This window comes from Pseudomonas moorei (genome assembly GCF_008801475.1).
GTDB classification, from domain to species: Bacteria; Pseudomonadota; Gammaproteobacteria; order Pseudomonadales; family Pseudomonadaceae; genus Aquipseudomonas; species Aquipseudomonas moorei.
In genome coordinates, this window is the sequence record NZ_VZPP01000006.1 from 312,322 (window position 1) to 328,800 (window position 16,479).

Genomic DNA, 16,479 nt, shown 5'->3' on the forward strand with positions numbered 1-16,479 from the left:
GGCGAATCATCGGCTGCTCCATCGCCAGTTACTTACATTTGCTTGACCGCCGGAGGGTTCCACTTGCCGTTCAACGCTTCGGCCTTAGGCCCGTACAGGCGCATGGTCAGGTTGAACGGCCCCTTGGGTGCCGGCAGCCAATTGGCTTCAAGGTCCTTGCCCGGGTTTTCGTTCTGGAAGTAGAGGTCCAGCGATCCGTCGGCATTGTTCTTGAACGGCATCCAGCTACTGACGGCGAAACGGTTAAGTTCGTTGCCGACCTGGAAACCTTCGGGGTCGTATAACGTGATCGACCAGAACGCATTCACCGGAGGCGTTTCGCCCTTGGGAAAATGCAGCACGTACTTGTTCACACCCTCCAGCGCCTTGCCATTCGCATCGCCCATGTTCAACGGATAAATCGCATCTTCAGGCAGGTTCGCGCCGAGCCCTACCTGAGCAACGATGGCGCGCTTGAGGTAGTAGTTGCCGTAGACCCCCATGGTGTCGGTGTTCATCGACCAGCCATTGACCACTCGCGCCAGGGTCTCGACTTTCCACTTCATCAGCGCCTGAGCCTCTTCAGGCACGGTTTGCAGCGCCGCCTGGATATCGGGGTCGAGCGAACTCAGGTTGAATGGCTGGCCGGATTCGATGCCGATGCGTTTCATCTGCGCCAGTATCGGTTGATCGGTGCTGTGGGCCGGATGCACTTTGAGCAGTTCGGCCGCGTAGGCGAAGTAATTGCCTGCCGACATCGTGTCGACCTGGATCTTCGGTGGCGTCTTCATGTCCACCGCAGGGTCGATCGTGACACTGACCGGTTCCGCCGTTTTGCCCAGGCGCGAGAGCGGCGTCACGGTATAGCCGGCCTGAATCTTGTGCACCGCCGCGTAGTCCGCTGCGCCATCGGTCTTGGTCCGGCCAATGACCCACACGAAGGGTGTCGGTGCCGGCAGATGATTCAACCCGGCAGGCACCGTGCCGGTCCAGCCCGGCGGTGTCACCAGGAACTGTGCGGCATCGGTTCCGGTGGTGCGCCAGCCCGGCGAAGCGAATACATCGCTCCACATGTCGAGCATCGGCAGCAAGTAAAAACGCCCCGCGGTGTCCGGGGCGGCGATGACCAGCGGCTCCTTGGTCAAATCGAGCCAGGCGATGGAATACAAGGTGTCGAAGTTGGAACGCACCACCCCTTTGAAATTCGCAGGCGGATACTGCGGCACACTCACAAACAAGTTCATCGGCCCCTTGCCGAACTCCTTGCCCGGCTCGATGTTGGTGAACTGTTTGCGGGTAATGTCCATGGTCAACAGCGGGTAGAAATAAACGTACGCCTCGACACCGATGGCGTGAGCTTCTTCGGGTGTGATTTTCGATTGCGCGTGACTGGCCAGAGGAAAGATAGCGGAGGCGGCAACACTTAGAGCAACGGCGGTCAATGCTTGGGATATCAACATGTTGGCGATCGTCCGAGGCATGGGGAGGTCTGCCGGGCTTGGCAGAGCTAACGGAACTCTAGACGATCACATGAACAAGATCTGACAGGCAGACAGTCGGTTATTCAAGGTGTTACAGGGCTGAAACAGTGAAGCACCGGCCTCAACGATCCGAACGCATCAACACTTCGACACCGCCTTCCATCGACAGCACCGCCGAGCGATTGCGCCCCGAATGCTTGGCTTGATAGAGCGCCGCATCGGCGCGCTGGAGGAATACTTCAATGCTGTCGTGCCCGGTCGGCACAAACGAGTAACAACCGAGGCTGACCGTCACGTAACCGGTGGGCGATCCGCTGTGGTTGATGTTTTTGTCCATGACGCAGCGGCGGATTTGTTCAGCAATGGTCATGGCACCGTGGATGTCCGTGTCCGGCAGCAGCACGGCAAATTCTTCACCGCCGTAACGCACCGCCAGATCGGCCTTGCGATGGCAGCATTTTTTCACCGCTCGCGCCACTTGGGCCAAGCAGTGATCTCCGACCACATGGCCATAGGTGTCGTTGTAGCGCTTGAAAAAATCGATGTCCAGCATGATCAGGCTCAGCGGACTCTGCTGCCTGGCGCCACGCCCGAACTCGATGTCCAGCGCCCGCTCGAACAAGCGGCGATTGGCCAGGCCGGTCAGGCTGTCATGGGTGGCGATCAGCTCCAGCGCTTCCTGGGCCTTTCGTAAATCCGCCTCGATTCGCTCGCCGACACGTACCTGACGAATGAACACCCAACCAAACACCCCCACTCCCAGCATGACCAGGGCCACAATGAGGCTGGATCGAAACGCGGTGTCATACCACCCGGCGAGAATCGAATCTTTTGACGAGGCCGCCGAGACCACCAGTGGATAAGCCTCCAATTGTCGATAGCCATACAAGCGGACAACGCCGTCCACCATAGAAGTAAAGGTGGCACTGCCGGAGGGTGCCCGGGTCAGGAGTTTCTCGAAGATTTCGCCCCTGGCCAATGACGTGCCGATCTGCGACTCGACAAAGGGCCGGCGTGCCAGCAGCGTTCCATCGTTCAACCCGAGGAACATCGAGCCGTTGTCGTCAATGCTGAAGCTTTTGAAGAACTGGTCGAAATACGACATCTTGATCCCGGCCAGCAACACGCCCTGGAACTGACCATTCTTGTCGTTCACCCGCTTTGACACCGGAATGATCCACTCGCCGTTTTCCCGACTGCGAATCGCAGGGCCAATGTGCGCCACCGTCGACACATTCTGCTGATGGAACTTGAAGTACTCACGATCCGCGACGCCGGAGCCGCGCGGCAGATTTTCAAACGACGTCACCACCCACTGGCCCTTCTGATCGAACAGAAAAATGCCGTGCAATTGATTCAATGCCAGGACGCGTCGGGCGAAGGTTTTCTGCAAACGAGGTCGAACGGCAGGGCCAAACCCGTCAGCCTGAATCCAGTCCACCAGACTGGTGAGCACCAGGTCAGCCTTCTTGAACGTGTCTTCGGCCTGCTGTGCCATGGCTCGCGTCAGGTTCGACGAGGCGACCTGAGCCTGGCGCAGGTCGTGGCGCCGGGATTGTTCCAGTTGCAGGTAAAGCAAACCACACAGGCACAGGCACACCGCAGCAATGAAAAGCACCGCGGCCTTGCGTAACGGCAGGCGTTTCGATGCGACGCTGGGGACGTGATGCTGATCGTGTGGGCGCGGGGGCAAAAAAAATCTTCCTCAGGGGCAACGCATGGGCACCGGCCCAAAAGCCCCCTCATTTTTGTGCGCGCAGTCTACGGGTTTATCGGGGACAAATGGCAACCACTTGCCAAGTGGTTGAACAGACATGACCCAAGGCAAGAACTGTATCCCCCGGGAGGAGCTACGATTACTCATACATCAAGACAGGGAATCGAAATGACCAAGGCAGACGAACTCGCCGCAAAGCTCAAACAAACCCGGCATACCAGCGCCGATCAGGCGATCGACAGCTGGCCAGGGCAGGTCTACGAGCTGTATCACCGCATCGAGACCTGGCTGCAGCCCCTGATGGAGGCCGGCCTGACGTTGCGGCGCAATCCCACGCATGTATTCGAGAGCCACCCCGATGGCGAGACGTACGACTATGCCATCGACCAGTTGGTGATCACCGGTAACGACCACAGCATGACCTTCGACCCCGTCGCCCGCTTTACGGACGATGGCGAAGGGCGTGTCGAGATTCACTGTAAAAGCAACGAAATGGCGTTGTTGCGCACCCTCGACGAACACGGTGAAACCCACTGGTGGCTTCAAGGCATCGAGCTAGCCGCACAGCAAGCCGACGCGGTGGCGCTGACTGAAAACGGCCTGCTCTCGGTGGTGCAACAAGGGCTGGAACTGTAGGGCCATCGCTTTTCGTAAGCATCCGGCTTGCCGCGATGGCGTCATTTAGAGCGCCTTCGCCAGCAAGCCGGCTTCTACAGGTGCGGTATTGCGCTTACAGCTTGCTTTGTTCGGTCACCACCAGCGCGGTGTCCGCACGGGGCAAGTCCAGGGCCGGTAGTTTGGTAGGCAGGTTCAACTCTCGCAGTACCGGGGAATCATAGCCATAGACGTCAGGTTTGAAGGTCACCCGGCCATCCTTGCTCATATCGACGGTCCAGTACGCCAGCAGCAGCGGCACCTTGACTGGAAGCTTGATGTTTTCGGTTCGTCCATTGGCCAATTGCTTTTGAATGCCTTCGCTGTTCCAGCGCACCGGGTCGTTGAACAGCAACTCGACCAACTGCAGCGGATTCTCCACCCGGATGCATCCGGAACTGGTGGCTCGCACGGACTTGGCGAACAACTCGCGGTGCGGCGTATCGTGCAGGTAAATGGCGTAGTCGTTGGGGAAGCGAATCACCACCTGCCCGAGGGAGTTCTCGGGACCGGCGTCCTGGCGCAAGGTAAGGCCCTTTGCGTTGGACCAGTCGACGGTTGATGGGTCGAGCACGTTGCCCTGGCGATCAAAAACGCGGATCCGGTTGGCGGCCAGGTAGCCGGGATTCTGTTGAATCTTGGGCAACATATCCTGGACCAGAATCGTCGGCGGCACGGTCCAGGTCGGGTTGAACGTCACGTAGGTAATCTCGGACTGAAACACCGGCGTACTGCGAAACGGCTTGCCGACCTGTACCCGGGAGCGCCAGATCGGCTGGCCATCGCGGTACAGCGCGACCTTGTACCCGGCGATGTCGACGACCACAAAGGTACCCTGCAGTTTGTAGAGCAACCAGCGCGCCCGCTCCATGTTCACCCGGACCTGATCGATCCGCGCTTCAACAGGCACATTCAACGCTTCCAGCGTCGTCTTCCCCGCCACGCCATCGGCGCCCAGGTATTGCTCGGTTTGATATTTCTTCACGGCGGCAATGACGCTGTCGTCGTAGTCGTTTCGCTTGCCTTTGGTCGGGGCCAGATAGCCCGCGGCCACCAAACGGGCACGCAACTGCGCGACCGCCACACCGTCCATGCCGGGTTTGAGCGATTGCCCTTCGGCCACTTTCGGCCAACCGCCAGCGTCTCGAACCTTGCGCAGCTGCGCCAGGCTTTCGCGCATGTTGCGGTAAACCGTCTCCTGCGGCGGCGCCAGGGCGAAGGCGCGGGCGATGTCGTGGGCATCGAGTGCGGCGAAGAAGCTGTTCATGTCCTCGCGAGGATCCACGCCGACGGGGTCGAAGTTCCAGTGGAAGTCCAGCCGTGAGGGGTCGACTTTCCCCCGTCGCAACTGCAGCAGCGCCGTGATGTAGGTGCGAGTTGCCGCAAGGTCGAACGCCGCCGATTGTGCCGGCGTCGGTGCGGTAGCCTGCAGCGCGAGTCGTGCCTGCTCCAGTTCGGCAATCCGGAAATCCTGCGGGACCAGACCGTCTATTTTTGTGTCATTCAGGCTTTTCAGCAACTGGGCGACATCGCGTCCATCCGTCCAGGCGGCGCGATAGTTGCGATGGGCATAGAAATCCAGGACGACCCGATTGATATCCAGTCGCTGATGCCTGCGCGCAGTGAGCAGCGGCGGAAAGGCCGATTGCAGAGGTTCAAGCACCGCTTGTATGGCTTGGCCAACGACGTCATTGGGCGCAGCCCCCTGCACCCCGATCGGCGGAGTTTCTGGCATGATCGGCGAAGTTTCACCGAACGCCGTGCCACTGATCAGAAAGACCATAATAAAGACGCGGCTTATGACGAATAACCTTGTTAATTGCCCCATGGATAATCCTTAATCTCCTGCAAATCAAAAGGCTAGCGTCCTATTCGCTGCTAGACTCGAACTATTCCTGATGAGACTGACTTATGGCGCTACATCGCTTTGGCCTCCCGCTCACAGCCCTGCTGTTGACGTCGGCTTTACTGCCATCAGCCTACGCCGATTCGCTTGAAATCGCTCTGGCCAAAGCTGCTCCAAATGCCAATGCCAAAGTCATCGCCCTGGCAGTACGCGCCACACAATGCACCCGCGCCCAAGGCGCAGCCCCGGCACAGAGACTAGCAGTGATCGATTACTCACTGCCTTCGACCGAACAACGCTTGTGGGTGTTCGATCTGAAAAAACGCAAACTGCTCTTTCACGAACTCGTCGCCCACGGCCGTAACAGCGGCGAAAACATGGCCACCCAGTTTTCCAATCAAAACGAAAGCTACGCCACCAGCCTCGGCCTGTTCCGTACGCAAGAGAGCTACCTCGGCCAGAACGGCTATTCGTTGCGCATGGAAGGCCTGGAGCCAGGCTTCAACGATAACGCGTTCGAGCGGGCAATCGTCATTCACGGTGCACCGTACGTCAGCCCGGTCCTGGCACGCATCAACGGGCGCATCGGCAGAAGCCTTGGTTGCCCGGCCGTCAGGCCGGCGATTGCCCATCGACTGATCGACTCGATGAAAGACGGCCAGCTGTTGTTTTCCTACTACCCGGACCAGCGCTGGCTGAAGTCTTCTTCCTACATTAATTGTGGGAGCGGCACCGTGGCGTCGTCGGAAAAGACCACTACACGCCAATGATCAAACGGCGTCACTTGATATTAATCAATCGCAGCCACTCACTGGGGATTAGGCTCGAAACAAATCCTCAGTTCGGGTACACGGCCATGCACAAGCATTTCATATCACTCGTTGCCGCGCTGCTGATCAGCAGCCCATTGATCGCTTTGGCCGCAGATGAACAGCCCGCCAACACCTCGCCAACCGCACCGGCCACCACCGCACAAGACAAGGCGTGGAGCGAGCAGTTGCAAAAAATGCAGGCCGCCCACGAAAAAATGGCCGCCGCCAAAACCCCGGCCGAACGTCGGATCGCCATGCAGGAAGGCATGAATGCGATGAGGGGTGGCATTGGCATGATGCAAGGCCAGTGCCCAGGCATGGGGATGGGAAAAGGGATGGCCGGTGGCATGGGCCACTCAGACCAGATGATGGACTTGATGCAAAAAATGATGGATCAGCAATCAAGCATGATGAAGCAGCCACTGGGCCAATAGCCGTGCCGTCGTGACGAGGAAAACAAACGGGAGGCGGCGGCTCAAGTTATTGCTGCTCACAACAAACTCGAAAAAAGGGCGTTCCACAGAGTTGGAACGCCCTTTTTTGTTGCCAGCGGCAGCCGAGAAACCGATTCGCTACACTCAGGCCTCTTCAAACCCTCACAAAAGCCCAAAAAATGAAAATCCTGCAAAGCGCGATGATGCTCAGCGGCCTGCTCGCTCTCCCCCTTGGTGCGTCGGCGGAAGGCACCTCACATCTGGACAGCGTCATCCAGCAAGGCCAACTGCGCGTCTGCACGACGGGCGACTACAAACCCTATACCTCCAAAGGCGAAGACGGCGAATACGCCGGGATCGACATCGCCATGGCCCGCACCCTGGCCGACAGCCTTGGCGTCAAGGTCGAGTGGGTGCCCACCACCTGGAAAACCCTGATGCCGGACATGCTCGCCGGTAAATGCGACATCGCCATGGGTGGCATCTCGGTCACTCTCGAGCGGCAGAAGAAGGCTTTCTTCAGCACCATGCTGGACGTCGACGGCAAAATCCCGCTGGTGCGTTGCGAAGATCAGGCCCTGTACCAGACCCTCGAGCAGATCAACCAACCCTCGGTGCGCCTGGTCGAACCTGCGGGCGGCACCAACGAAGCCTTTGCTCACGCCCTACTTCCCAAGGCGCAACTGCAACTGCACGACAACGTGAGCATTTTCCAGGAACTGCTGGACAAGAAGGCTGACGTGATGATCACCGACGCCTCGGAAGCGCTGTACCAGCAGAAACTCAAACCAGGACTGTGCGCGGTCAACCCGACGCAATACATGCAATACGGCGAAAAAGCCTACCTGCTACCCCGAGACGACATGACCTGGAAGCTATACGTCGATCAGTGGCTGCACCTGGCCAAGGCGACAGGCAATTATCAGAAGATTCTGCGGCAGTGGCTGGCGGTGCCTGACGCGAAGTAAAGCGTCATACCTGCCACGGAAAAAAAACCAACTGTAGGAGCCGGCTTGCCGGCGAAGGCGATTTAACCGTCAACAACGATATCGATCGCCCACGCAATTGACAGCCGCAGGCTTCTACAGAGGTCCAACACATTCCAAACCCTGACGGGTCAGCACATGATCAAACTCAGTCGTCGTGCAGCAAACCCGAGCTGTACTCGCCAAAGCTATTGCTCAGTGCATTGCCATGAAAGCTCATCTTGTTGGGGTTGCTATTGGTAGGCCCCGGACCAAAGCCAGCGGACGGCACGGATTCGGCCGAATAGTTTTCATGAGACGTCGTCACACCCGAACAGGCGCTCAACAGCAAAGCACCGGCGATGAGCGAGACTTTGAAGAGGTTTGAGATCATTTTTCTGGTTCCTGTGGGGTGGTTAAGCGTTGGCTTGATCTTGTCCGTTCATCCTAGGCCGGTGGCGTGCCGAGAATCATGAAACTTTTGTTGGTTACAGCGTTGGTTCAGGTGCGGCGTATTTTCTATAAAAAGAGGCACTCTTTAAGAGTTTGAAACGCGCTACACAGCGAGCTTGAGAGCGTCTGGAAAACCCGGGACGGTTCATTGCTTAGAATAGCCTGAGTAATCATTGTTTCTTAAGTAACAGCAAGAGCAGTGCTGTTGAGGCAAGCAATGCCCCCATGAGGAACGTGCTGGCTGATCCAATGCTTTGCCATAGCCCACCGGCCAGAACACTGGCAATCAGCATGCATGCGCCACTCACCAGATTGAAAATGCCAAATGCGGTGCCCTTCAGTTGTCCGGGGGCGTTATCAGCTACCAGCGAGGCAAGAATGCCTTGGCTGAAGCCCATATGAAGTCCCCACAACGCAACGCCCAGCATCATCGTGATGACAGAGCCGGACTGAGCAAGCACCACATCCGCCAGCACGAGTAACACCATCCCCATGCAAAGCAGCTTCGTGCGGCTCATACGATCAGATAGCCAGCCAGCAGGGTAAGCGGAAAACGCATAGAAAATCGCCATGACCACCATCACCAGTGGAATCCAGGTCACCGATAGACCTGTCTGCTGCGCACGCAATACCAGGAACGCCTCGCTGAAACGGGCAAGTGTAAACACCCCACCAATAATGACGACCCACCAATACCCGGCAGAAAAGTCGTGAAGCACTCCCCAACGAATTGGAGAACGGAATGGGTGTTCACCGGGCACATATGTGGGTTCTTTTACGCCTGCGACTATGAGAGCCACCGCTATCGTTGCGGGGATCACGGCAAACCACAGTGCTCGCTGTAAATCGACAAGCCATAGCATCAGCAAGATCGCCAGAGCGGGGCCGAGAACAGCCCCGACGGTGTCCATCGATTGGCGCAAACCAAAACAGGCCCCGCGAATCTCAGGCGGCGAAACATCTGCGATCAAGGCATCCCGCGGCGCACCACGAATGCCTTTGCCAATGCGATCCAGGAAGCGTGCGATGAAGACCACTTCAACCGAGTGAGCCAGAGGAAAAAGGGGTTTGCTTAAAGCAGCCAGACCATATCCAAGCAACAGCAACCCTTTGCGCCGCCCCATAAAGTCGCTGATAGCGCCAGAGAATATCTTGACGAGCATTGCGGTTGACTCGGCAACCCCCTCGATCACCCCGACGGTCAATGCACTCGCACCCAATGTCGTGACCAAAAATACGGGGAGTAAGCTGTGTACCAGTTCAGAAGACAGATCCATGAACAGGCTGACAAAGCCCAATGCCCAGATCGTGCGCGGAATGCGAATTCGCTCAGCTTTGGTGGTTGGACGTTCGCGACTCATATGTTCTTCCTTTACTCATCGGCATAAAAGAAAGACTGCGAAAGACAAAGCGCTTCTGAGTTAATAGCGCAACTTCGCAAACAAAAACGGACGCCTTGACGGCGCCCGGTTTGTTTAGGGGGCATGCTGCGAGTGTAGATATCACGAAAGCTATCGTCGCATCGCAGCCAACGGCGTGTTCAGGATATTTCCAAGCAATGCTTCGTTAGCCTTGACTATGTGACTGGCGGTGTATGGGTAGAAATCGCGTTTGTAAACATCTCAAGCTTCTGGGAACTCAGTCATCGCAACTCCTTTGCGCCCCAGTTGTTTAACGCCATACATGGCCTGATCCGCTGCTTTCAGCAATGATCCCAGACTCTGACCATGGTCAGGACACAGAGAGACTCCAATACTGCACGACAGCGATAACTCTCCTGCGCTTGTCGCTACTGTCTGCGCAATGGCTTCCAGCACCCTCTCAGCGTTCTGCTCAGCACTCTCCGGGACGACAAGATCGGTGATCAGAATCACGAATTCATCTCCACCGTAACGCGCGACGGTGTCACAAGAACGAGTGACCTGAAGCATGCGATTCGCGACTGCTTTGAGAACCTGGTCACCTACCTCATGACCATACTTATCGTTAATTTCCTTGAAATGATCCAGATCGATCAACAGAACGGCAAATGCAGTCCCACTCAATGTCCAGTTTGAGAGGGCCCGATCAAAACGATCGGCGAAAAGGTAGCGATTTGGCAGTTGGGTGAGCACGTCATGGGTTGCAAGATACGCGGAGCGTTCGTGTTCGACCTCTGCTCTTTCGATCGATCTGAAATGCCGAATCAACACCACCGGCATCAATACGAATGCCCCGGCGAGAACAGCAAGAATGATCAGTGTTTCCGCGGTCAGAATATCCCCTAAACGCAACTGACGCTCAAACAACAAGGTCATTGGCTGTGAAACACTCCTGATCTCTACTCGATCAGCCAGAGCGGGCAAGAGAAGGCGATCGAGGATACCGGCTTGCTTGATCTCCGTTGAAAGGACATTGCTTTCAGATCCTGCAGCAGTTTTCAGGACAGCACTGACGTGAACCAGTGGATCTACGTTCGCATAATTCACAGCATCCTGTAGCGAACTCGTCTTGATCAAAAGCAAAGACACCATCGTGCTGCCAAAGAAATTGGGGCGGGTGTTCTCTCGCGCCTGTTCAGGCCGATTGACTGACTGCATCAGAATGTAAGCGTCACCCCCCTCATACATTGAGAAAACAGGTGATACGACAGGCTTCTGATTATTGTGGGTTCGAGCCAGTGCATAGGAGAGATAGGCGACGGTTTCCAGCCTGACGCCATAAATCGAGCTGGATTCAGGGAGTAACGGGTACATGAATAACACTGGCCAAGTCTCGTTGAGATAGACCTGATGCTGCGCGGGTTGATGAGTGAGGCTCGGAAAGTCCTTGAGTTCAAAGTCTGGCCGCCAAGTTCGGCGCAGCAGATCTTCAAACGCAGCCTGTTCGGCGATGGGTACCGCCCTCGCCGCCTCAAGCATGTAAATATGGGGATAAGCGGATAAAACGGCTGCGGCGTAACGGGCCGCCGCCTCCGTATCGCTTTGATCGACAGCCTGCAGAAATGCCGAGAAACCGGCCAACACAGCCTCATTAGTATCCAGCTGGTTGCGGACGATGCCGGAAATATTCTGCACGTATTCCGAGAAACGCTTTTCTCTGCGTTGAGTCTCTGACTTCAGCAATAACAGCGCAGAAAAACCAACCAAACCGACAGCCAGGATAATGAACCCTAACAGGGAGCTGCGCCGTTTAGTAAACATCACTTTAACTTTCCAAGGCGCATTGGAAGAACCGTGCCCTGGCAACCACCGTCGAAGCCAAACGAAATAGGTGTCGAACGATCGATGAGATGCGGATTTGAAGGTCGCTGACTATTCAAAACAACTCCCTGGGGGTCAAATCCGATGCGCAAACTTGCGATTCAAAAATGATGTTGGCCAAGGTTACCTTCCCAAAACTGGCGTAGCAGGCTATCGGATTCATGCTCAACACTGCGTCTCCCTTTTCGCATGTGCCCGAAAGAAAACGATTCGAGCCCCATTTGCATGCTTCCTACCTAGTCACCAGTGCAACAAAACTCATTGTAGGGCAATTTGCCAGCATTCGCTGTGTCAGGTGCAATTCCTTTGGTTCGTGTCCAGGCGTTTATAAGGGGAAACTCCAAGTGAAAACGCGTACCTGCTTCAGTGGTATCAATGCTTACACGACCGCCATGCAATTGCATGAATGTGCGAACAATGGCCAATCCCGAACCATTAGCGTCCGTCGGTTGTGACAGGACGCACCGGTAAAAGCACTCAAACAATCGCGGCCGATGCTCTGCTGCATTCGGTTCGCCGTGGTTGTGCAAGGTGATTTCGAGTCGGTGCTCCGAAATCCTGTTAATGATCGTCACTGCAGAGGCGGAGGTTACGCAGCGCATTGGCCAGCGTGTTTGTCAGTGCACGATGGATCAAGCCTGGATCACCCAGCAACTGATCCTGAGTCTGATTTACCAGTTGCACATTCACTAAATCGCATCAACACCCTGGAAGTACGCAAGGCACAGTGGCATCAACCCAAACGTGAATCTCAGTGATTAGCCCAATCCTGTTAAACTCCCCACCTCCCAGCCTCACCGATTCCAGATCCCCAATGTCCGTAACCAACGCCATACTTGCACCGCTCTCCCGCCGTTTTTCCGTCGCCCCGATGATGGATTGGACCGACCGCCACTGCCGTTTCTTCCTGCGCCTACTCTCAAAAAACGCCCTGCTCTACACCGAAATGGTCACTACCGGTGCTCTGCTCAATGGTGATCACGAGCGTTTCCTGCGCCATAACGAAGCCGAGCATCCACTCGCGTTGCAACTCGGCGGCAGCGTTCCGCTGGATCTGGCCGCCTGTGCCCGCATGGCCCAGGACCATGGCTACGACGAGGTGAACCTGAATGTCGGCTGCCCGAGTGATCGGGTGCAGAACAACATGATCGGTGCGTGCCTGATGGGGCATCCGCAGTTGGTGGCGGATTGTGTGAAGGCGATGCGGGATGCGGTGTCGATTCCGGTGACGGTGAAGCATCGCATCGGTATCAATGGACGGGACAGTTACGAGGAGTTGTGCGATTTCGTGGGGACGGTTCGGGATGCCGGGTGCACCAGTTTTACCGTGCATGCGCGGATTGCGATTCTGGAGGGGTTGTCGCCGAAGGAGAACCGCGACATTCCGCCCCTGCGTTATGACGTGGCGGCGCGGTTGAAGGCGGATTTTCCGGAGCTGGAGATCATTCTCAACGGCGGGATCAAGTCACTGGAAGCCTGTCACGAGCATTTGCAGACATTCGACGGTGTGATGCTGGGTCGTGAGGCGTATCACAACCCGTATCTGATGGCCGAGGTGGACCAGCAGTTGTTCGGCAGTACGGCTCCGGTGATCACTCGCGCCGAAGCGCTGGCGCAATTGCGGCCGTATATCGCTGCGCACATTGATGCCGGCGGTTCGATGCACCACATCACCCGCCATGTGCTGGGCCTGGGCACCGGGTTTCCGGGGGCGCGCAAATTCCGGCAATTGCTGTCGGTGGATATCCACAAGGCCAAAGACCCGCTGGCGTTGCTTGATCAGGCGGCAGCGTTGCTTGAAGGGCGCTGACGGTCGGTTGCTTTGAACCTGTGGTCTGTTTTGGCATCGTATTTACCGATACCGCGCCCCGCCTTTCAAACAGCCGTTTTCAGGTTGTTGCCACCGGGGCCGTCGATACACGTACGCGCCCTTGAGTGGCTGTCAGCGCTCGGGTAATGTCATCAGACCCATAGGACAGAGCACGCCCATGACTTCCAAGCTGGAACAACTCAAACAAATGACCACCGTCGTTGCCGACACCGGCGACTTCGAAGCAATCGCTCGGGTTAAACCGGTAGACGCCACCACCAACCCTTCCCTGCTGCTCAAAGCGGCGGCGATTCCTGCTTACGCCGAATTGCTGAATGCTTGCGTCAACGACTGCAAGGGCGATGTCGGCCTGGCCAGCGACCGGTTTGGCGTTGCGGTGGGGCAAGAAATTCTGAAAGTGATTCCGGGGCGAATTTCCACTGAAGTGGATGCGCGCCTGTCGTTCGACACTGACGCCGTATTGAAGCGTGCGCACCGTCTGATCGAGCTGTACGAAAAAGCCGGCATCGGCCGCGACCGCGTGCTGATCAAGATCGCCTCCACCTGGGAAGGCATCCGCGCGGCGGAGATCCTGGAGAAGGAAGGCATCCAGACCAACCTGACCCTGCTGTTCTCCTTCGCCCAGGCAGCCGCTTGCGCTGACGCCGGGGTGTTCCTGATTTCGCCGTTCGTGGGCCGTATCTACGACTGGTACAAGAAAGCCAATGGCAACGACTACATCGGCGCGGACGATCCGGGCGTGCAGTCGGTGACGCGTATCTACAACTACTACAAGGCCAACGACTACAAAACCGTCGTGATGGGCGCGAGCTTCCGTAACCTGGGCCAGATCGAACAACTGGCCGGTTGCGACCGCCTGACCATCAGCCCGGACCTGATCGACAAGCTGGCGGCGGATAGCGGCAAGCTGGAGCGCAAGCTGGCGCCGGGGCATGCCGGTGAAGCACGCTTGAGCCTGAATGAAGCGCAGTTCCGCTGGTTGTCCAACGAAGATGCGATGGCGACCGAGAAACTGGCTGAGGGTATTCGTCAGTTCGCCCGCGATCAGGAAAAACTCGAGGCGTTGCTGCAAGCCAAGCTGTGATCTAGTTCAGCGCACGTAAAAAAGGGCGAACCGCTGGGTTCGCCCTTTTTTGTGCCTGTCTGGCTGGGTTGGCTTCGCGCCAGTTATGCAGTGACTGAGCGGAAGCCTTCGCTGGCAAGCCAGAGCCTACGGGAGTTTGATCTGATCAACACAGGCGATTGGCGCCCTTACTGGCAGCTGCCGGTCAAGGGTTCAATGCCGCTCCAGCGCATTCACCAGGTCATGGAACGCTTCACGGTTATGGTCGTTGAGCCCCATGAGGATCTTGTGCGCTTCAAGCACTTTGATTCGCACCACTTCTTCGGACTGATCCTGATCAGGCAGGTCGTCCAGGCACTCCGGGCATGGCACGGGCTGGTCAACGATGTTGAACACTTGCTCGAAGCCCATGGACTGCAGCAGACGGGTGATGTCTTCGTGGGTGGTGACGACGGTCGGCAGCAGGCCGACCTTTTGCCGCGAGAGAATCGACAGCTTGGCCAGAAGGCCAAGGGTGGTGCTGTCGATGCTGCGGGTTTCAGTCAGGTCGATCACGATGGTGTTGAAATTCAACGCCGTGAAGATCCGATCAATAGTCGCATCCAACGCCGAACACAGGGTCAGGCGAACTTCACCGACGAACTTGAGGACGAAGGTGCCGTCCTGCTCGGCGAACTGGATTCTACCGGTACTCATTAAAGATTCCTGCTCAACACCAACAGGGCGATATCATCCGGCATCTCCCCTAGCGTGGCCAATCCAAAAACCTGCCGCAGACCATCCAGGCTGCCGCCCGCCGCCTTGACCCGTTGGGGCAACGCAGCTTCTTTTTCTTTGAGTGTGGGTTCTGGCAAAAGGTCCAGAATGCCATCAGACATCAGCGTCAAGCTGAAGGTCGGCGGCAGTTCCAGCACGTGGTCTTCGTAGGTGGCTTCGTTGAAGAGGCCCACCGGCAGGCCACGTCCTTCCAGATAACGAACACTGTCGGGTGTGTACAACACTGGCAACGGCAAATGACCACCGATGCTATAGGTCAACAAACCTGTCTCCTCGTCGATGACTCCACCGACCATTGTGACGTGTTTGCCCAGCTTACAACTGATCAGGCCCCGGTTGATATGACCAAGAACCTCTGAAGGCTTGAATTCCGGCAATGTACCGCTGCGCTTGGACTCGAACAGCAGGCGCGTGGTCATGAACTTCAACAGCACGGTGACGAAGGCCGAAGAGGCGCCATGCCCGGAAACGTCCGCCAGGTAGAACGCCACCCGGCGCTCGTCGACGCGGAAATAGTCAACGAAATCACCCGACAGGTACAGCGACGGGATGATCTGGTGAGCAAACTTGAACTCGTCGATGGTCCAGGGGCTGACCGGCAGCATGTTCATCTGCACCTGGCGACCGGCGTTCTGGTCTTCTTGGAGCAGGTTCAGGCTGGCGGCGAGCTCACGGTTGGCCTTTTCCAGCTTCTCGCGGTAGCGCTGGTTTTCCAGCAGCAGGCGCGCACGATCCAGGGCCCGACGCACAGAGTGCTCGAGCACAGCCAGATCTTCGAGAGGCTTGATCAGGTAGTCCGCTGCGCCCAGGCGCAACGCTTCGACCGCGTCGTTCATCACACCGGCACCCGACACCACGATCACCGGTGTTTGCGGCGCCAGCTCGGTCACTTGGCGGATGAGTTCGAGCCCGCCCATCTGCGGCATGCGCAGATCGCAGATGACCAAGTCGGGCTTGTCTTGCTCGAATACCTGAAGACCCTGCTGGCCATTGCTGGCCTGCAAGACGCTGAAACCACTGTCTTCCAAATAGGCGGCGAGGCTCGCGCGCACTACTTCGTCATCATCGATTATCAGCAGCGTGGCACTGGTTTTTGGCATGTGGGCAAACGGCGCCAGAATTAGGTTGGCGTAGCGGCTCGGGTTTTGGCCCGGCTCAAACTACTGGATTCGCTTTCTAGCCTCTCTGTCGCACAGTTTTCGAGCATTCGCCCTACACACATGTA

General features: G+C 57.1%; 15 protein-coding genes. 6 read left to right on the forward strand and 9 right to left on the reverse strand.

Going from position 1 to position 16,479, the window contains the following annotated elements; translation table 11 throughout:
- Nucleotides 1-32 precede the first annotated feature (32 nt).
- Both F7R06_RS13910 and F7R06_RS13915 read right to left on the reverse strand, forming a co-directional pair.
- Nucleotides 33-1,439 (reverse strand): DUF1254 domain-containing protein, encoded by a 1,407-nt coding sequence (locus F7R06_RS13910; protein WP_090327242.1) that lies wholly within the window; start codon nt 1,437-1,439, stop codon nt 33-35.
- A 142-nt stretch (nt 1,440-1,581) separates the two neighbouring features.
- Nucleotides 1,582-3,153: a sensor domain-containing diguanylate cyclase gene (locus F7R06_RS13915; RefSeq protein ID WP_090318662.1), complete on the reverse strand. Its 1,572-nt coding sequence runs from the start codon at nt 3,151-3,153 to the stop codon at nt 1,582-1,584.
- A gap of 192 nt (nt 3,154-3,345) precedes the next feature.
- Here F7R06_RS13915 and F7R06_RS13920 point away from each other — a divergent pair, with 192 nt between their 5' ends.
- Nucleotides 3,346-3,813 (forward strand): hypothetical protein, encoded by a 468-nt coding sequence (locus tag F7R06_RS13920; protein ID WP_090318659.1) that lies wholly within the window; start codon nt 3,346-3,348, stop codon nt 3,811-3,813.
- Between the two features lie 94 nt (nt 3,814-3,907).
- On the opposite strand, the gene F7R06_RS13925 is transcribed toward F7R06_RS13920, so the two are convergent.
- Nucleotides 3,908-5,659: a L,D-transpeptidase family protein gene (locus tag F7R06_RS13925; RefSeq protein WP_090318656.1), complete on the reverse strand. Its 1,752-nt coding sequence runs from the start codon at nt 5,657-5,659 to the stop codon at nt 3,908-3,910.
- 83 nt (nt 5,660-5,742) lie between these two features.
- Between F7R06_RS13925 and F7R06_RS13930 the strand changes: the two genes are divergently transcribed.
- The 3 genes from F7R06_RS13930 (at nt 5,743) to F7R06_RS13940 (ending at nt 7,891) form a co-directional block, all read left to right on the forward strand.
- A complete protein-coding gene (locus F7R06_RS13930; RefSeq protein WP_090318654.1) occupies nt 5,743-6,447 on the forward strand; it encodes a murein L,D-transpeptidase catalytic domain family protein in 705 nt (234 codons plus the stop codon).
- The gene (locus tag F7R06_RS13935; protein WP_342671273.1) at nt 6,444-6,923 is read left to right on the forward strand and encodes a hypothetical protein; all 480 of its coding nucleotides are present in this window, start codon (nt 6,444-6,446) and stop codon (nt 6,921-6,923) included. The genes F7R06_RS13930 and F7R06_RS13935 overlap by 4 nt, the downstream gene beginning before the upstream one ends.
- Nucleotides 6,924-7,126: 203 nt before the next feature.
- Nucleotides 7,127-7,891, forward strand: coding sequence for a transporter substrate-binding domain-containing protein (locus F7R06_RS13940; protein ID WP_425415216.1), 765 nt, complete (start codon nt 7,127-7,129; stop codon nt 7,889-7,891).
- Nucleotides 7,892-8,057: 166 nt separating this feature from the next.
- Here F7R06_RS13940 and F7R06_RS13945 read toward each other — a convergent pair whose 3' ends face one another.
- The 4 genes from F7R06_RS13945 to F7R06_RS31460 all read right to left on the reverse strand — a co-directional run bounded on the left by F7R06_RS13945 (nt 8,058) and on the right by F7R06_RS31460 (nt 12,185).
- Nucleotides 8,058-8,282, reverse strand: coding sequence for a hypothetical protein (locus F7R06_RS13945; protein WP_090318644.1), 225 nt, complete (start codon nt 8,280-8,282; stop codon nt 8,058-8,060).
- 229 nt (nt 8,283-8,511) lie between these two features.
- The gene (locus F7R06_RS13950; RefSeq protein ID WP_090318642.1) at nt 8,512-9,702 is read right to left on the reverse strand and encodes an MFS transporter; all 1,191 of its coding nucleotides are present in this window, start codon (nt 9,700-9,702) and stop codon (nt 8,512-8,514) included.
- A gap of 261 nt (nt 9,703-9,963) precedes the next feature.
- Nucleotides 9,964-11,523, reverse strand: a complete 1,560-nt coding sequence (locus F7R06_RS13955; protein ID WP_090318639.1) for a GGDEF domain-containing protein — start codon at nt 11,521-11,523, stop codon at nt 9,964-9,966.
- A 296-nt stretch (nt 11,524-11,819) separates the two neighbouring features.
- On the reverse strand, nt 11,820-12,185 hold the full coding sequence (locus tag F7R06_RS31460) for a sensor histidine kinase (protein WP_212613242.1): 366 nt from the start codon (nt 12,183-12,185) through the stop codon (nt 11,820-11,822).
- Between the two features lie 212 nt (nt 12,186-12,397).
- On the opposite strand from F7R06_RS31460, the gene dusA reads away from it, so the two are divergent.
- Both dusA and tal read left to right on the forward strand, forming a co-directional pair.
- Nucleotides 12,398-13,393, forward strand: coding sequence for a tRNA dihydrouridine(20/20a) synthase DusA (gene dusA / locus F7R06_RS13965; RefSeq protein WP_090318635.1), 996 nt, complete (start codon nt 12,398-12,400; stop codon nt 13,391-13,393).
- Nucleotides 13,394-13,571: 178 nt separating this feature from the next.
- Nucleotides 13,572-14,498, forward strand: coding sequence for a transaldolase (gene tal, locus F7R06_RS13970; RefSeq protein ID WP_090318632.1), 927 nt, complete (start codon nt 13,572-13,574; stop codon nt 14,496-14,498).
- A 192-nt stretch (nt 14,499-14,690) separates the two neighbouring features.
- Here the strand turns inward: tal and rssC are convergent, their stop codons facing one another.
- Together rssC and rssB are read right to left on the reverse strand one after the other, a co-directional pair.
- On the reverse strand, nt 14,691-15,173 hold the full coding sequence (gene rssC, locus F7R06_RS13975; protein ID WP_090318630.1) for an anti-sigma factor antagonist RssC: 483 nt from the start codon (nt 15,171-15,173) through the stop codon (nt 14,691-14,693).
- Nucleotides 15,173-16,354, reverse strand: a complete 1,182-nt coding sequence (gene rssB, locus F7R06_RS13980) for a two-component system response regulator RssB (protein ID WP_090318626.1) — start codon at nt 16,352-16,354, stop codon at nt 15,173-15,175. The genes rssC and rssB overlap by 1 nt, the downstream gene beginning before the upstream one ends.
- Nucleotides 16,355-16,479 lie beyond the last annotated feature (125 nt).

Excerpts from the sequence above, each read along its gene's own strand:
- F7R06_RS13910 (WP_090327242.1), bottom strand. The coding sequence starts at position 1,439 with ATGTTGATATCCCAAGCATTGACCGCCGTTGCTCTAAGTGTTGCCGCC.
- F7R06_RS13920 (WP_090318659.1), top strand. The coding sequence starts at position 3,346 with ATGACCAAGGCAGACGAACTCGCCGCAAAGCTCAAACAAACCCGGCAT.
- F7R06_RS13925 (WP_090318656.1), bottom strand. The coding sequence starts at position 5,659 with ATGGGGCAATTAACAAGGTTATTCGTCATAAGCCGCGTCTTTATTATG.
- F7R06_RS13930 (WP_090318654.1), top strand. The coding sequence starts at position 5,743 with ATGGCGCTACATCGCTTTGGCCTCCCGCTCACAGCCCTGCTGTTGACG.
- F7R06_RS13935 (WP_342671273.1), top strand. The coding sequence starts at position 6,444 with ATGATCAAACGGCGTCACTTGATATTAATCAATCGCAGCCACTCACTG.
- F7R06_RS13940 (WP_425415216.1), top strand. The coding sequence starts at position 7,127 with ATGCTCAGCGGCCTGCTCGCTCTCCCCCTTGGTGCGTCGGCGGAAGGC.
- F7R06_RS13945 (WP_090318644.1), bottom strand. The coding sequence starts at position 8,282 with ATGATCTCAAACCTCTTCAAAGTCTCGCTCATCGCCGGTGCTTTGCTG.
- F7R06_RS13950 (WP_090318642.1), bottom strand. The coding sequence starts at position 9,702 with ATGAGTCGCGAACGTCCAACCACCAAAGCTGAGCGAATTCGCATTCCG.
- F7R06_RS13955 (WP_090318639.1), bottom strand. The coding sequence starts at position 11,523 with ATGTTTACTAAACGGCGCAGCTCCCTGTTAGGGTTCATTATCCTGGCT.
- F7R06_RS31460 (WP_212613242.1), bottom strand. The coding sequence starts at position 12,185 with ATGCGCTGCGTAACCTCCGCCTCTGCAGTGACGATCATTAACAGGATT.
- dusA (WP_090318635.1), top strand. The coding sequence starts at position 12,398 with ATGTCCGTAACCAACGCCATACTTGCACCGCTCTCCCGCCGTTTTTCC.
- tal (WP_090318632.1), top strand. The coding sequence starts at position 13,572 with ATGACTTCCAAGCTGGAACAACTCAAACAAATGACCACCGTCGTTGCC.
- rssC (WP_090318630.1), bottom strand. The coding sequence starts at position 15,173 with ATGAGTACCGGTAGAATCCAGTTCGCCGAGCAGGACGGCACCTTCGTC.
- rssB (WP_090318626.1), bottom strand. The coding sequence starts at position 16,354 with ATGCCAAAAACCAGTGCCACGCTGCTGATAATCGATGATGACGAAGTA.